Origin of the sequence: Thioclava sp. GXIMD4215 (assembly GCF_045291555.1) — a bacterium.
GTDB classification, from domain to species: domain Bacteria; phylum Pseudomonadota; class Alphaproteobacteria; order Rhodobacterales; family Rhodobacteraceae; genus Thioclava; species Thioclava litoralis.
Genome location: NZ_CP149516.1, coordinates 235,472 through 252,497 on the forward strand (window position 1 = coordinate 235,472; position 17,026 = coordinate 252,497).

8 protein-coding genes are annotated in these 17,026 nt (G+C 63.7%); 7 read left to right on the plus strand and 1 reads right to left on the minus strand.

Features of this window, described 5'->3' with window-relative positions:
* Nucleotides 1–7: 7 nt before the first annotated feature.
* Genes tssK through WDB86_RS15560 form a run of 7 tightly spaced genes read left to right on the plus strand, consistent with a single transcriptional unit; the run spans nt 8 to nt 10,696 of the window.
* Nucleotides 8–1,339: a type VI secretion system baseplate subunit TssK gene (gene tssK, locus WDB86_RS15530; RefSeq protein WP_330647216.1), complete on the plus strand. Its 1,332-nt coding sequence runs from the start codon at nt 8–10 to the stop codon at nt 1,337–1,339.
* Nucleotides 1,339–3,003 (plus strand): type IVB secretion system protein IcmH/DotU, encoded by a 1,665-nt coding sequence (icmH, locus tag WDB86_RS15535; RefSeq protein WP_341485918.1) that lies wholly within the window; start codon nt 1,339–1,341, stop codon nt 3,001–3,003. Before tssK ends, icmH begins: the two co-directional genes overlap by 1 nt.
* A gap of 1 nt (nt 3,004) precedes the next feature.
* Complete coding sequence (gene tssM / locus WDB86_RS15540; RefSeq protein WP_330647214.1) at nt 3,005–6,658, plus strand: type VI secretion system membrane subunit TssM; 3,654 nt, start codon at nt 3,005–3,007, stop codon at nt 6,656–6,658.
* Nucleotides 6,659–6,661: 3 nt separating this feature from the next.
* The gene (tagF, locus tag WDB86_RS15545) at nt 6,662–7,336 is read left to right on the plus strand and encodes a type VI secretion system-associated protein TagF (RefSeq protein WP_330647213.1); all 675 of its coding nucleotides are present in this window, start codon (nt 6,662–6,664) and stop codon (nt 7,334–7,336) included.
* Between the two features lie 18 nt (nt 7,337–7,354).
* Entirely contained in the window at nt 7,355–8,125 is a 771-nt protein-coding gene (locus WDB86_RS15550; protein ID WP_330647212.1) for a protein phosphatase 2C domain-containing protein, read from the plus strand.
* A complete protein-coding gene (locus WDB86_RS15555; protein WP_341485919.1) occupies nt 8,122–10,119 on the plus strand; it encodes a serine/threonine-protein kinase in 1,998 nt (665 codons plus the stop codon). Before WDB86_RS15550 ends, WDB86_RS15555 begins: the two co-directional genes overlap by 4 nt.
* Nucleotides 10,120–10,165: 46 nt before the next feature.
* Nucleotides 10,166–10,696: a hypothetical protein gene (locus WDB86_RS15560; protein WP_341485920.1), complete on the plus strand. Its 531-nt coding sequence runs from the start codon at nt 10,166–10,168 to the stop codon at nt 10,694–10,696.
* 226 nt (nt 10,697–10,922) lie between these two features.
* Here the strand turns inward: WDB86_RS15560 and WDB86_RS15565 are convergent, their stop codons facing one another.
* A complete protein-coding gene (locus tag WDB86_RS15565) occupies nt 10,923–16,754 on the minus strand; it encodes a DUF3320 domain-containing protein (RefSeq protein WP_341485681.1) in 5,832 nt (1,943 codons plus the stop codon).
* Nucleotides 16,755–17,026: the final 272 nt, after the last annotated feature.

A 17,026-nucleotide genomic window follows, 5' to 3' on the forward strand; every position in this document is an offset into this window, starting at 1 on the left:
CGGGACGATGTCACTTTTCAGTAAGGTCGCATGGAAAGAGGGGCTGTTTCTGCAGCCGCACCACCTGCAGCAGGCAGATCGCTATCACGAGTATCTGACGCGCGCGCGTGTGGGGGTGCTCAGCCCCTATCCTTGGGGGATTGCGACCCTGCGGCTGGATCGTGACAAGGCCCAGCTTGGCCAGATCGGGCTGACCGAGGTTTCCGGCATCATGCCGGATGGCACGCCGTTCGATGCGCCGGGGGTCTCGCCCCTGCCGCTGGCGGTCGAGGTGCCCGAGGATGGCGCGGGGCTGGATATCTGGCTGACATTGCCCGATGCGGCGATCAATGGTCAGGACATCGCGCCTCAGGCCAAGGATGCCAGCACGCGCTATGTGCTCGACAGCGATACCGTGGTCGATAACCAGTCCGCCAGCCGGTCCGAACAGGTGATCGAAGTGGCCCATCCGCGCCTCGAGATCGCCATCCGCAAGACCCCGCGTCCGGGCTACCAGAACATCCGTCTGGGCCGCGTGCTGGAGCTGCGCGACGGCATCGTGACGCTGGATGACCGCGTGCCGCCCTCGGCGCTGCGCCTGCCTGCGCATCCGGCCTATGATGGCTATCTCAGCCGTGTGATCGGCTGGATCGAGGCCAAGCTGGAGACGCTGGCCCGCTATGCCTCGGACCCGACGTCGGGCGGGGGGATGCAGGCCAGCGACTATCTGATGCTGATGGTGCTCAACCGCGAGCTTCCGGTGCTGCGGCATCTGAAATCCATGGCTAATGTCCATCCCGAGCGGCTGTATGAACGGCTGATCGCATTGGCCGGCGAGCTGACGACCTTTGATCAGGGCGACCGCCATGCGCGCGATTACGGCGGCTATAAACATGATCTGCCCAATGAAAGCTTCCAGCCCGTGGTCTCGGATATCCAGCGTCTTCTGGCGCGCGATGTGGGCCGTGCGGTGCGCCTGCCGCTACAGGAGGTGCGCGCCAATTCCTTCGCCGCCCTTGTCAATGACCGCTCGCTTTTCGCGCAGGCGACCTTCGTGCTGGAGGTCTCTTCGGGGCTGCCGCTGACGCAGGTGCAAAGCCAGTTCCCTCAGCTGTGCAAGGTCGGGCCCTCGACCCAGATGAAGACCATCATCAACAACAACCTCCCCGGTATCGGGTTGGTGCATCTGCCCAATCCGCCGCGGCAGATCCGCGTTGTGTCCACCAACGTCTATTTTCTTTTGGACAAATCCACCCAGCTCTGGCGCGAGTTCTCGACCGCGCCCGCGATCGGGATGCATTTTGCCGGTAACTGGCCGGATCTGAAGCTGGAACTCTGGGCCGTACCGGAGAGCGCCTGATGTCGGATGATGACGATAAGACCGTCTTCGGGCAGCCGCTGCCCTCTTTCCCGCCGCGCAAGGATGCAGGACGACCGGCGGCGCCCCAGCCGCCCGCCCGCGAGGATGACACATGGCTTGGCGGGGCGCTGAAGCCGCAGCAGGGTTATCCTGCCGCGTCCCCCCAACAGCCGCCCTATCCTGCGCCTCAGCCCCCGCAGGGCTGGGGGCATCCGGTGCCGCCACAACCACCGCAGCACGTGCCCCAAGGCGGCTATCCCGGGCAGAACCCGCCCGGTCCCAACCCCTATCTGCCGCCCCAGCAGCCTGCGGCCACTCCCTATGGCCAGCCGCTTTACCAGCCCGATACCGGTGCGCGGCCCGAAGGCGCGGGGATGTTTCCCGATCTCAACCAGCCACAGGCGCAGGCCGCGCGCGTGGCCCCGCGCATCGCGCTGGCCGATGCACTGCGCGCTTCGGCACGGCAAAGCGGAGAGGGAGCGGCCTCGAACCCGCTTCTGGCCGAGGCCACGGGGCTTCTCATCCTGCTGGGCCGTCTGCGCACGGGGCTGGTCGAGATGCAATCCGGCCCGCTGCTGGACCATGTCGCCCGCGCGATCGATGATTTCGAGACGCGGGCCCTGGCGCGTGGCCTGCCCGCGCCGCAGGTGCGCGATGCGAAATATGCGCTTTCGGCCACGGCCGATGATATCGTGCAGAACCTTCCCGGTGCCGACCGTGGCATGTGGCTGCAATATTCGATGGTGGCGCGCTTCTTTGGCGAGCGGTCCTCGGGTGTCGGCTTCTTCCAGAAGGTCGACGAGGCGATGAAGGTGCCGGGGCAGAGCTTCAATCTGCTAGAGTTGATGCTGAGCTGTCTTCAGCTTGGCTTCGAAGGCCAGTACCGGACGCTGCCCAATGGCTCGGTCGAGCTGGCGCGTATCCGCGCCGCTATCTACGAGACCCTGCGCCGTGTCAGCCCGCGCCCCGATGATGATGTCTCGCCCGCTTGGGAGGGCGTGCCGATGCATGGCCGCCGCCAGCGCGGCGCGACGCCCGTCTGGGTGGTGGGGCTGATTGCAGGTGCGATGCTGGTGGCGCTGTTTGCGACGCTTTCCACGCTTTTGACCCGCCAGTCTGCCACGGTGCGCGATCAGGTTCTGGCGCTGCATCGCGGGATCCCCGATGTCACGATCGAGCGGACAGAGCCCGTGGTGACCCCCTATCAGGCCAGCTCGACCCAGATGCAGCGGATCAGCGATGCGCTGCAATCCGAAATCGATGCGGGGCGGGTCGAGGTGACGCAGAGCACAGATTGGGTTCTGGTGCGCGTGGGCGATGCACTGCGCTTTGCCACAGGGCGCGAGACCTTGGCCGATACGCAATCGGTGATGCCGCTTCTGGGCGCGATTGCGCAGACGCTGGATAAGGAAAACGGGCCGATCCGCGTGGTGGGTCATACGGATTCGGTGCCGATGTCGGGCCGCGGGCGTTTCAAGACCAATCAGGCCTTGTCCGAGGCGCGGGCGCAGACCGTTGCCGGTGTGCTCGAGGGGCTGGTCAAAGACCCCGCCCGTATCAGCGCCGAAGGTAAAGGGGCGACCGATCCGGTGGCCGATAACAAGACGGCTGAAGGCCGCGCCCGTAACCGCCGGGTCGAGATCATGATCCCGCGGGAGGACTGAGATGGCATTTTCTCTTCTGAAAAAGGCAGCCCGCGCGACGGCGTCCGGCTTCCGGCATAAATGGGTGCGCCGTGTGATGATCGCGCTGGCGCTGGTGGGCGCGGGGCTGGCGATCTGGTTCGGCTTTGTGATGACCGGCCTTGATCTTCTGGCCTCGCCCTGGCTTCGCGGCGGGGTGATCGCCCTGCTATATGCGGTGGTGGGGCTTGTCTGGTTCCTGCGCTGGCGCAAGCGGCGCAAGAAGGCGCAGGCGTTGGAAGACAGCCTGTTCTCGGCCCCCGCCAGCGACAGCAAGGTGCTGAACGAGCGCATGCAGGAGGCGATGGCCAAGCTGCGCAAATCGGGCGGGCGCAACTATCTCTATGATCTGCCGTGGTATGTCATCATCGGTCCGCCCGGCGCGGGCAAGACGACCGCTCTGGCCAATTCGGGCATCGAGTTTCCGGGGCAGGACGGTCTGGCCGATCATGCGCGCGGCTTTGGTGGCACCCGCAACTGCGACTGGTGGTTTGCCGAGGATGCCGTTCTGATCGACACCGCTGGCCGCTACACCACGCAAGACAGCGACCGTCAGGCCGATCAGGCCTCATGGAAGGCGTTTCTGGACCTGTTGAAAAAGGGTCGCCCCGACCAGCCGGTCAATGGCGTGATGCTGGCGTTTTCGGTGGAAGACGTGATGAACGCCACCGAGGATAGTCTTCAGGCCCATGCCGAGACCGTACGTGCCCGTCTGGCCGAACTGCACGAGACCCTGCGCATCGATGTGCCGGTCTATGCGATTTTCACCAAGGCCGACCTGATCTCGGGGTTCCGCGAATATTTTGGGTCCTTCTCGCAGTCGCGGCGCAAGCTGGTCTGGGGGCATACCTTCCAGACCCGCGACCGCAAGGCCGCCACCCATGAAGAGGTGCCCGCCGCCTTTGACGCGCTGCTGACGCGGCTGAGCGACGAGGTCGTGGACCGCATGACAGAAGAGCCCGATCCCGCCTCGCGGATCGCGATTTTCGGCCTGCCGGGGCAGATGGAGATGCTGCGCGACAAGATGGCCGAATTCCTGCGGCTGGTCTTTGAACCGACGCGCTACAAATCGGCGGCGATCCTGCGCGGCTTCTATTTCACCTCCGGCACACAGGAGGGTACGCCCGTCGATCAGGTGCTGGGGGCGATGGCGCGTGACAGCCAGTCCGAGGGCTTCCGTCCCGCTTTCATGTCGGGCAAGGGCAAGAGCTATTTCCTGCATGACCTTCTGCGCAAGGTGATCTTTGCCGAGCGCGACTGGGTGGGCTTTGACCGCAAGGCCGTGCGCCGCCGCCAGATCCTGCATACCGGCGGGCTGGCGCTGATTTCGGTGGTGACGCTTCTGGGAATGGCAGGCTTTGGCTATGCGTTCTGGAAAAGCGCCGACCAGCTGCGCGCGGCGCAGGTGGATGCCAGCGATTATGCCGATACCGCTCGCGAGGAACTGTCGAAGACGGTGATCTCGGACGATGATCCGGCACCCGTTCTGCCGGAATTGCAGCGTCTGCGCGATATGCGCGCGGGCTATGCCGACAAGACCGCCCCGCCGCTGATCGAGAATATGGGTCTGTCGCGCTGGAGCGAGCTGCATCAGGCGGCCAATCGCGCCTATTCCGACGGGCTGGAGCGGATGCTGCGCCCGCGTCTGGTGCTCTATCTTGAAAACACCATTCCGCAACTGATTGCCGACGGCAATACCGCCGGCGTCTATCGGGCGCTGAAGGTCTATCTGTTGCTGGGCGGGCAGGGGCCTGCGAAATCGTCCGATATGGCAGCGGTCGAGAGCTATTTCGACGATCTGTGGAGCGCGCGATATTCCGCCCCCGGCGAGACCCGTATCCATGACCAGCTTATGGGCCATCTGCAAGCCATGCTGCAACTCGATGGTGACCGTACCGACCTGATCGGTATCGATAATGCCATCGTGACCAAGGCCCGCGATGCCATTGTCAACCTGCCGCTGGCCGAGCAGGCCTATGCCTCGATCAAGGATCGGGCCATCAGTTCGGGGCAGACGGCCTTCGGGCTGGCCGATGCCATTGGCGGGCAGGTCGATCAGGTGCTGACCACCAATGACGGCACCGACCTGCATCAGCTTGTGGTGCCCGGTCTGTATACGTTCGAGGGCTATTGGGGCTTCTTCCTTGACGAGCTGACGAATGCGCGCGCGCGTCTGGAAGAAGATCGCTGGGTGCTGGGCGATGCCGCCGACCGTGTGGATTACCAGCGTCAGTTGGGGTCGCTGTCGCGCGATCTGCATCGCATGTATCGCCAGCAATTCGATGCGGCATGGAACAACGTGTTGTCACGTCTGGCCCTGCAGCGGATGTCGGCGGACCCGCCGCGCTATGATAAACTGGCCGTGGCGGGGTCGTCGGTCAACTCGCCGCTGCTGCGCCTTGTCGAAGAGGTGGACCGCCAGACCCGTTTGAGCCGCCTTTACGACAAGCTCGATACCCTCAGCCCCGAACAGGCGGCGCAGATGGCCGCAGGCGGGGGCGATCTGGGGGCGGCTCTGGGCGATACGGCCTTCAACCAGATCTATGCGGGGTCGGGGGTCTTCCAGCGCGTGGTGATGGACCAGCTGCGCGCCAGCTCGACCGGCAAGAGCCAGACCCGGGCGCAAAGCGCGGGCGGGGCCTCGGCCACCGATGACAGCCAGCGCGCGCAGGTCGAACGTATCAGCGGCGATTTCGCGATCTGGCACCGTCTGCTGGACGGCGAACAGGGCGGGCGCGCGATTGACGTGGTTCTGTCGAACCTGCAGGCGCTGCGCGAGAACCGGCGCAATGCGTCACTGGCACCGACCCCGGCCGATGAAACCATGCTGCGCCAGCAGCTTGCGACGCTGACGATGAACAATTCGGCCCTGCCCAAGCCGCTGGCAACCATGCTCAACGGGGTCGAGCGCGAATTCTCCTCGGTGGCGCAGGATGCGACAGTCAGCCAGCTCAATCGTGCGCTGAATGATGATGTGGGGGCCTTCTGCCGCGAATTCATCGCGCCCTATTTCCCCTTCGCGCAAAATGGCCGCCATGTGTCGCCTGCGATTTTCGGGCAGTTCTTCGGTCCCGGAGGGCGGATGGACCGCTATTTCACCACCTATCTGCAACCCTATGTCAGCCGTGGTGAAAACGGTCTGGAACCCGCGCCCGACAATGCGCTGGGGCAGCGTCTGTCGCCCGCACTCCTGCGCTCTTTCTCGCAGGCCGAAGCGATCCGTATGGCGTTTTTTGCCTCCGGTTCGTCCGAGCCGGAAGTGTCGATGTCGATCACCCATGTCAGCTCCAGCCCTTCGGTGCAGCTTGCAGTGCTGACGATGAATGGCAAGCAACTGCGCACCCAGCCCAATTCGACAGCCGCCGAGATGGTGTGGCCGGGGCAGTCCTCGGGGGTCAATCTCAGCCTCTATCCGCAAAGCGAGGGGGGCAATTCCGCGCTGAACTTCAATGACGGGCGGTGGGATATCGTGTCGTTCCTGCGCAATGGCGTGGTCAAGATCAATGGCAATGTCGCCAATGTCGCAGAGCAGGTGGGCGGGCGCTCGATCACCTATCGCTTCGAATTCGACAGCACCACGGTGCCGTTCCTCATGCCGGAACTGTCCGAATTCACCTGTCCCGTCTCGGTGGAGTAAGCCATGCAGGAGGCATCCGTTCTGAACACCGCGCCGATAGGTCTTCTGGGCAAGCATCCGGGCTATGGCGATTTCCTGCAGGCAGGGCTGGGGGCCTCGATTGTCGAGGCGCTCAACCAGTGGCTTGATGCCTCTTTGGGGGGGCTGCGTGACGAGATGGGCAATGACTGGCCTGCCTTTTGGGACCGTGCGCAAGAGCTGCGGTTCTGGGTCGGGCGCGGCCATTTCGGCCAGACGCTGGCGGGGGTTCTGCGGCCGTCCCATGACAAGGTGGGGCGGCGGTTCCCGCTGCTGCTGTTGACGCAGGGGGCGGATCTGCCCGCCCCGACCGACCCCGCCTCGGACCAGAGCCTGTGGGACAGGTTCTCGGCGCATCTCGACAAGGCGCAACCGGGACAGGGGGCTGCGGCACTGTTGCACGGGCTTGATCTGGCCTTGCCCGACGAGGCTGCGAAAGCCAGTCAGGGGCCACAGGTCTGGGCGCATCACCCCGAGGGCGACCTTGCGGCGCTGCTGCGCTCGGCTGCGACGGTCGAGCGCGAGCGCGCCATGTTGACGCGGGTCCATTTCTGGACGAAGGGGGAGGCGGGCCGCGCGGCCCAGTGGATTGCCGGACCGCAGATGCCCGATGCGCGGGTGATGGGTTGGCTCTTGGGGGGCATGCCGGAGGCGGCGTAAGGGCAGGAGACGGTGGGGATGGACGGTTTTTTCAGCAATGGTGTATTCTGTTTCGAAACGGGTGCCGCCACCGATGTGGGCTGCCGCCGGTCGATCAACGAGGACAGTCTGATCTGCCGTCCCGAATTCGGTCTGTGGACGGTGGCCGATGGTATGGGCGGCCATGCGGCGGGGGATTATGCCAGTGGCATGATCGTGCAGGAACTCGGCTCGGTCGGGGTGGCGGCCTCGGAGCAGGATCTGCAGGCGCGGTATATGGAACGGCTGGTGCGGGCAAATCAGGCGATCCGCAGCCATGCGGTCAAACTGGGCGGGCAGACCATCGGCTCGACGGTGGTTTCGCTCCTCGTGCAGGGCGAGGACTGGTTTGTCGTCTGGTCCGGAGACAGCCGCGCCTATCTGATGCGCGAGGGTCATCTGGTGCAGCAAAGCCGCGACCATACCGAGTTGCAGGCCATGCTGGACGGCGGACAGTTGCGCCCCGAAGACGCGCGTAGCTACCCGCGCAAGAATGTCATTACCCGCGCGATCGGTGTCACCGCCGAGCCGCAATGCGACATTGTTTCGGGCAAGCTCAGGGCGGGGGATCTGTTCGTGCTGTGCTCGGACGGGTTGATGGAGCATATGGCCGATCGCGAGATTGCCGCCATCGTGCGCGATTATCCGCCGCAGGCGGCCTGCAACCAGCTGATCCGCGAGACTCTGGCGCGCGGGGCACGCGATAATGTGACGGTGGTTGTGATAAGCTGCAGCCCGACCATGTTTGACGAGACGACCCAACCCGTATGACCCGCCCTCCGCATATGCCGACCGATCCGCCACAGGGCGATGAGGATGCGACCCGTCTGGCGGGCCTGCCGTCTGCTGCGCAGGCCTCCGTTCCGCAGCCTCCGGTCGTGCAGGCCCCTGTGCCGCAAGGCGATGACGAGCGCACGCAATTCGCCTTTGCGCCCGCGACGGAGGAGGCGACACGCTTCGATACGGGGGCGGCAGCGGGCGCCCCTTCGGCCAAGCCATCCGCAGGGCAGGCCGATCTCAAGATCGGGACGCTGATCAACAACAATTACCGCGTCACCGCCGAGCTGAAGGCCGGAGGCATGGGCTCGGTCTATCGCGGGGTGGAGATCGGGACGGGGGATCCGGTGGCCATCAAGCTGGTGCTGTCGGTTCTGGCCGAGCACGAGCAGACCGCCATGCTGTTTCGCCGCGAGGCCCGCACGCTGCGCCAGCTGACCCATCCGGCCATCGTGCGCTATTACAATTACGTGCAGGACCCGCAACTCGACCGGTATTTCCTTGTCATGGAATATATCGACGGGATCGCGCTGTCGGATTACGTGGTCAGCCGTGGCACGCTTGGCTCGGAAGCGGCGCTGACTCTGATGGAACGGCTTGCGGGGGGCTTGGGGTCCGCCCATGCGCTGGGAGTGATCCACCGCGATCTTTCGCCCGATAACGTGATGCTGCCGGGCGGTGATATCGCACAGGCGCGGCTGATCGATTTCGGGATCGCGCACTCGGCTATCCAGAGCGACCGCCAGCTTGATAACCAGTTTGCGGGCAAGCTGAAATATGTGGCTCCGGAACAGCTTGGCCTTTATGGCGGCGATGCGGGACCGCGCGCCGATATCTACGGGCTGGCCCTGCTGGTCATTGCGGCCTTGCAGGGCAAGCCGTTGCAGATGGGTGCCACGATCGAAGAAGCGATCGAGCGGCGTGCCGAGGTGCCCGATATCAGTGCGGTGCCATTGCGGTTGCAACCTTTGCTGCGGCAGATGCTGGCCCCCGATCCGGCGGACCGTCCGGCCTCGATGGAGGCGCTTCTGGCCAAGATCGAGGCTTTGCGTGCCCCCGCCCAGCCGCGCCCCGTGGCCGGTCTGAGCCTGCCGCCCGGCTTGCAGGGGCCGCTCCCGCCCGAGGCCCCTGTGCCCGAGCGGTCGGGCATGGACAAGGCGTCTGCTCCGAAGCGCAAACGCGACCCGCTGCCGCGGCGGCTTGTGCTGTTGATGGGGGTGGTTTTTGCCGCTGTGCTGGGCTTTGCGGGCTGGCAAAGCGGCTGGTTGCGGCCTCAGGGCCAGATGGAGGCCTCAGGGACGGGGGCTGTGGCCGAGGCCGCTAACGGGTTGGCCCCGCGCGAGGCAGGCACGCGCGATGCGTTTCTGGCCAGCTATCCGTCGGCTCCGGCCTGTTTTTATGCCCATCGTCTCACCGCCGGTCCGCGCACGGGGGTGCTGTCGGTGCTGTCGACGGCCGATGCGGGCACCACTCTGCCGGCACCGGATCTGGTGTCCGATTATGCGAAGACATTCGGTGCGGCACCGGGGCGGTTTGATGCCCGTATTACCGATGCACAATGCCCTGTGCTGGATTTCGCCCGCGAGATGCAGGCCCGTCCGGGCCCTGATCTGGCGCTGACCGTGGCCAATGACGATATCGCCTCCGGGGAAACCCTGCGGGCCACGCTCGAGGCGGATCCGCAGGCCCAGACATGGGTCGGGCTGGTGACGCCCGAGGGACAGATCTACAATCTTGGCGGGCGGTTGACGGGCAAGGATCTGGCCTTTGCCCTTTCGACCGGCGCGGCAGGGCAGGCACAGACGCAGCTTGTGCTGAGCATCGCCAGCACGCAGGCGCTTGTGGGTCTGGCGACGCTGCAGGATGGCGCAGAGGCCGCCAAGATCATGCCGGGACTGCTGGCCGAGATCAGGCAGACGGGGCAACAGGTCTCGGTGCGGGTGACACCGATTCATCTGCATCCTGCTCCTGATGAGGCGGCCGAGTAATGATTTTTGCCTATCGGCTTTTCGTATTCTGGGTTACGCTCGACAGATGATTAAACTTATTGTGGTTTCGGCATTTCTGATTGGCGGCACGGTTGCAGGCGGTGTCGGTCTGGCCGTCTGGCATGGCACGCAGGCACCGGCCACGCCAAGCCTTGCCGCGCCGTCGGCCCTGCCCGAAGTCAAGCGCAGCACCCGCTACGAACTTGGCCGGTATGAGGGGCAAAGCGCCGGAGCCGTACGGCCCGCAGCAGGCACCCTGCCGCGCGTGCCGCTCCCGCAGCAGGCGGCGCTGCCATCTGTCGATGCCATGCCTGCCCCCGCCGCTGATGCGCCCGTCCGCTTGCCGCAAAACCGCCCCGTTGCGACCCCTTCACCGGCGACAGGGTCTGTCGCCCTGCGCGCGGCACCTGTGCCAGCGCGTGCGCCCGAAGCCTATCCCGTCACGGAAGGGGCGCCTCTTTCAACGGTTGTGCCCTACGCATATGCCGCCCCGCCCCGTGAGGCAGCAGAAATGCGCAAACCTGTCGCCGCCCAGGCGGATGCCGAGCCGGGCTATTTTATCGGCGTTTATCGCTAGCGATCGACGGTTTCCACTAGCCGTTTTGGCTGTGCCTGAAGGTCGCGATGCCTTCCACTCTACGGCCGATTTGCACCAAGCTGCAGTATGTCGGGACTGCCGTTCACCACAGACCCGCGCAATCCTTTAGCCATCCTGTGGCGGGCGCTTCGACGCCCTTGCATCCAAACCGCACGGATCGGGGCCGATACACAAAGTTGTGGACCCTCCCCGATGGTCTGCGGCCTTAAAGCCTTGTGGCCCTTTGCCATTCTAGGCATGTCAGAAGATACGAACGCGCATCCGCCGAAAGTCTCGCGATCCCCGCATGACGGGCGAGATCGAGCACCGGATCTTCGCTTTGGCTCAACTCGGTTGCGTGGCGCTCGTAAAGTTCGGCGATTTCGGCCCGGGAAATGTCCCGGATCGCGCGATCCGTCCCCGCGCGGAATGCCAGCCTGTCGGTCTTCGTGCCGGAGACCCAAAGGAAATCAACGTCTCCCTCGCGATATATTTCGACATGGCCAAGAGCTGCGGACACTTGCTCGGAGATCCGCCGTCCTGTCCGTTGCCAGCCATGTCGCCCCGACACACGCTTGCCGAGTAAGGCCACTGGCATAGGTCCCTCTTGCCCGACGATCTCCGCGATCATCTTTTCGAGAATGGGAATGTAATCGGCATCATAGAACCTGCTTGGATCGGGAATGATCTCGGTCGCATCATTGGGCTCCACGATACCTGCCTGCGCGCCGCTGGCAAATTTCGGCGGCTGACGGGCGGGTGCGGGGGATGTCCTGACCTCTTGCGGCACCGGCGTTTCGGCGGAGACGATTTTGTTACTCTCGTCCGCATCAACGTCCGTGTCTTCTTCCTCCAGCGTTTCCACAAACTTGGCCTCACGTTCGGCCTCGTCTTCCGCACGTCTGGCGCGATCCGCCTCGAGATGCGCGCTCAGTGCGGCATGAATACGCTCGACCACAGTGGCAGGGTTGCGGAACCAGTCGGTCGACCAGATCCGGAAGATCGTCCAGCCAAGATTCTCCAGCACCGCCTGCCGCACCTTGTCACGGTCCCGCGCTGTGGCCGAGCCGTGATAGGTCGCGCCATCGCATTCGATCCCTGCAAGGTAGACGCCCGCGTGATCGGGATGCACAACGCCAAGGTCAATCCGGAAGCCCGAGACGCCGATCTGCGGACGCAACTCCCATCCCTTGGCCTCGATCGCCAGCTTGATCGCGGCCTCGAAGACATTCTCGACCGGACCAAGCGAGCCATCATCCTGCGCCGGAAGTGCCACCGGACCGCGGGCCGCAAAATCGAGGAAGCCTTTGAGATGTTTCACGCCAATGGCTTTGGTCCGGGTCAGGTCGATCTGGTCCGCGCGGATCGAGGCGAAAACATGCAGCTCGGCTCTGGCCCTCGTGACGGCAACGTTCAGACGCTTTTCGCCGCCGTCACTGTTGAGCGCCCCGAAAGCCATCGAGAGCTTGCCCGCATGATCGGGGCCGAAAGTGATGGAGAACAGCATGACATCACGCTCGTCGCCTTGGATGTTCTCGAGGTTCTTCACGATAACCGGCTCTTCGCGCGCATCCTCGAAGAACCATTCCAGATCGGGGTTCTTGCGGCGTTCCTCGTCGAGAAGATCGAGGATCAGACCCTGTTGTTCGGCATTGAAGGTGATGACCCCGAGCGTCAGCCGCTCTTCTTCCGGCCAGCGCAGCCATTCGTTGAGACGGCGCACCGTCATGCGGACAATCGCGCGGGCCTCTGACTCGTTGGTCCGTCCCATGCCCCGCCCGTAGACACCCTCCACCTGATGCAGTTGCACCGCGTCCGACACCGTCGCCGGAGAAGGGAAGGTCACCAGTCGCCCGCCATAATAATGCCAGTTGGAAAAGGCGATCAGCGCCTCGTCCCGGCTGCGATAGTGCCAGTCAAGCTGCTGAGTCGGAATCCCTGCTGCGGCAACCTCGTCCAGAATGGAGGCCAGATCGCGCTCTGTTTCTGGCAGATCTTCCTCTCCGGCATCGCTGCGTCCGAAGAAATTCGTAGGCGGCAACTGTTTCGGATCTCCGACAATGATCGCCTGCTTGCCCCGTGCGATCGCACCGATCGCGTCCCAAGTGGTGATCTGGGAGGCTTCATCGAAAATCACCACATCGAAGGCGGCCTGTCCCGCAGGCAGATATTGCGCCACGGAAAGCGGCGACATCAGCACGCAAGGCGCTAGCTTGGTAAAGGCATCGGGCATTTCCGAGATCAGCTCCCGGATCGGCATGCTGGGCCGTTGCAGCCCCAGCTGATGGCGCAATGTGCCCAGTTCCGAGCGGCGCGCGACAGCATCTTGCGCGGGCAACCCGTGCTGGATGCGGGAGAGAACCTGATCCGCCGCCATGGAGGTCGCCCGATCATCCAGCTCCCTGAAGCGCTTGATCGCATCCTCATGCGACCAGTGGGAGAATCCGCGCAGCTCGGGCTGGGCATCCATGGCCTGAGGCAACCACCACGCCGCATAGGCAGAGGTGAAGGCAGCTTCGATATCGTCCTCGATCTGCCCCTCTTCCACAGCCAGAACCAGCGCCTCAAGCCCCGCGCCCGTGGCCTGCGCCCGTATTTCGACCCAACGGGTCCAGTCCTGTAGATGCGCCTTGTTGTCCTGAATGACCTGCAAAGCTGTCAGCACATCGGATAGCGCCATACCGTCGGGCGATACCTGCGCGATCTGCGCGAAGGCATCGGCATGTTCCTTCCACACACCCTGCCTGTGCCGGAAGAACGTGATCGCGTCTCTCAGGCCGCCGCTTTCCCTCGCAAGGCTCTGGCAGGCCAGATCCCACCGAACGGGATCGGTGACCATCGGCGCGACTTGGGCAATAGCCGCGTGTAACGCGCGCGCTTGATCGACCCATGCGCTCAGCTGTGCGGTATCCGTTTGCACGCCTTTGACCACAGGACACCCATTGAGTGGCGTGGCTTCAATACCGGCCCTGAAACGTTTGGCATCGGCCAAAGCGACGATATCGGTCTGCGGATCGGCACTGCCCCCCTCGGCATAGGTCTGCAATAGCTTGCGAACCGAAGATTTGGCAAAGGCCGAGAACGGCCACATCTTGGTCTGCGCGAGCCGCCAGTTGGCATCAAGCTGATCCAGCGGGATACTGTCCAGCCGATCCATCGGATATCGCCCGGACGTCCGCGCGGCGGCGTCCCTGTAGGCGGTAAGGTTTTCCGTAAGCGCCTCTGTCTGAGCCTGTAGCTCGCGGACATCGCGCTTGAGCGACCAGCTGACATCCTCACCGCTTTCGGGGATCGACGACAGAAGCACAAGCGGTTGAAGCTCTGACGTATCGCCCGCACCTGTCCACGCCAGCCCCGCTTGATGCGCAAGCGCCTCTGCCGCCTCGGACAGCTCTTGGGTCGCGAGGCTCAGTTTCGCGCCTCGCTCCAGAAGATCGGCCTGCCAGCCGAAGGACCATTCCGCCGCCTCGATCAGCGGCAGCGGCGCACGGCCTGCAATGATGTCATGGCAGCGGCCAAGCGCCTCGGACAGCTTTCGCAAATGCATGTAGCTCTGTGCATCATGCGCGTCTTTATTGGCGAAAGACAGGCTGAACGGTTGTGCCGGACCAGCGGCTTTTCCGATGGCCTGAAACACGCTGAAGCCTTGCGTGCCCTTTGCATGCAAGGCCGCGACATAGGCGTTCAGCTGTTCGCGGGTGACCGTCAGGTCATCTGTCACCCTGATCCACTCGGCTTCCGATGCACTGCTCGCCCGCGCCCAGCTGCGGCCCAGTTGCGCCAATACCGATTTCCGGTCGGCCTTGTTGGAATGCAACTCCAGCACCGCATCGCCCAGTCCGTGCGAAGCGAGACGCCGCTGCACCACATCCAGCGCGGCCGATTTCTCCGCCACGAAGAGAACGGTCTTCTGCATGGCAAGGCATTGAGAAATGATATTGGCAATCGTCTGGCTCTTGCCCGTTCCCGGCGGACCGATCAGGACAAAATCATGCCCCTCCTGCGCGGCCAGAACCGCTGCAAGCTGCGAGGAATCCGCAGGGAGCGGCGTGAACAGATCACGCGGCGCAAGCCTGCGGTCCACATCAACCGCAACCGGTAACCCGGGCGCCCCTTCGGCCAGAAACGGTTCTGTCGGGTTGTCGACGAGGTGCCTCACCAAGGCGCTTTCACGCAGGCCATCCGTGCGCTCGACCAGATCCTTCCACATTAGGAACTTGGCGAAAGAGAAGGTCGAGAGCGCCAGATCCTCGACCACTTCGAACCCCGCAACATCGCGCACCTTGCGGCGCATGATCTCGAAAATACGCGGCAGGTCGAAACCACTCTCGTCGCGCGGCAGTTCGCCCTCCAGTTCGGGCACCTTGAGGTCGAAGTCCCGTTTGAGGAACTCCAGCAGGGTAGTGTTGAAGCGCACGTCATCTTCGTGATGTTCGATCACGAATTCCGACTGGGCAGACTTACGCGAGATTTTCACCGGCACCAGAAGGAGCGGCGCCCGATAGCTGCGGGTATCCCCTTCGGTTTTTTTCCAGCGCAAGAAGCCTGCCGCAAGGAACAGCGTGTTCGTGCCGCCCTCCTGCAGGTCGCTCTTGGCACGCCGGTGCAGCTCCAGCAGCCGACGCTCGCTTTCCCTGCCCGTCAGTGGTACCGCAATCTGGCCCTTGGCAAACGCGTCCTTCGCCACTTCTTCAAGGAGCTTGGGCTCGTCTTTTGCCAGAAGGTCACGCGTGCCGACCGGATCTTCGTCCTTGAGCGCAAGCGCGCGGAACTTCCTGCCCTCTGCCAGCTGGTCCTCGAGCGCCGAGACATCGGGACAGAGCAAGGGAAGCGTCTGCTTGCTGTCTTTGAAGTTCAACAACCGGTTGCGCAAGGACAGATCCAGCAGCTTGCGTTGCCAGCGCGAGATCCGGTTCGCAGGGGTCGAGGCGGCCTCCTCGATCAGTTCGCCCGGCAGAAGCCCCAGATCAAGCGGTCGTGGCAAAGCCGCCGGACTTGCAACGACCTCCTCGGCTTCGGCCTCCGGTGCGGAGCGATGGCTGGCAAGCGGGCGGATGCGCGCGGCCCGCGCCCGCCGGATGTCGATCGCCATGACAAAGTTATGTTCATTTCGTTCCGAGACAAGATCTCGCGCCGTATCAACCGCCTGCTCGAATCCCACGCTGGGCCGATGCGTCAGCAAGGTGGTTTCCATGACCACGAATTCACGCGCCTCGATAGCTTTGCGGACTGTCATCACATCAGGCTCGCTGATGCTTCCGAAGTCGCGTTCGGTCAGCCAGACACCGGTCCAGGCGTGGCCTTCGGAGAAAAGAACAACCGGATTGAGGCCCGCTGCCTCGAAACAGCCCGCCAGTAGGAGGGCCGTGTCGAGGCAGGTCGCCAGACCCTCGGATTTGATCCGTCCGGGATCGCGGATCTTCTGGCCGTTTAGTTCGAAACTTGCAGGCGGGACCGCATAAGTCAGCCCCATACCCGTGACCGCCGACCAGATCGCCCCTGCCAGCATCCATGATCGGGACGGGTCGCCGGATTGATAGCCATTCATCGCGCCGCTCTGCCCAGCACTTTCCAGCAGCCGCCCGGCGTCTTTCAGGACAGCTGCGACGACCGCATCATTCGGAGAGACGAAAGCTGCCAGCAGATGCGCCATGTCGCCAACACCGCCCCATTCGTCACGTGCAAGCATCTCGATCGGATGGCATTCGTCGAGCAGCGCCGCCCCATCCTGTTTGACGACAAATCGCAGCTCCCCCCGTTCCGCCTCGTTGAGCCCCCCAAGGAGCTGCGTATCAAGCGGCGTTTCAAGGTCAGGCAACTGCTGATTTTGGCCGGGCATCAACCGGTCCACCGTCCAGATTTTCGGGCGGATCAATCCGGGGCTGCAGGACAGCTCGAGGGTCAGCTTCTCCAGCGGCACATCTGTCAGGTTCTGCAGCGCAACCTTCTTCAGCACGGAAACGCCATTCTGGGAGGATGCAAAATTCACTTTCTGCGCGACGTCAAGCTCCAACGCGACTTGGCCGCGCGTGTGTTCCTCAGCCGTATCAAATGACATTTTGCGCTACCTGGTTCTTAAAATCATAAGCCAGTCAGACATATAGGATAGAAACTGTCAATCGTTGCGGCGGATCCTCCGCATGGTGGCATCCGTGCGGTTCATGTTTCGGTTGTGTTCTGGACGCCTGATGCCGCGTGCCTAGTCCTATAGGGGAGGCCAGAACCTATCAGCTTTTGCTGCCCAAGCTGGGTCTGGCTGATCCGGAGTTTGCCGCCATGCACTCTCCCGCTGATTGGACCGTGGCGCGTGTCTAAGCCCAAGGCCGCCAT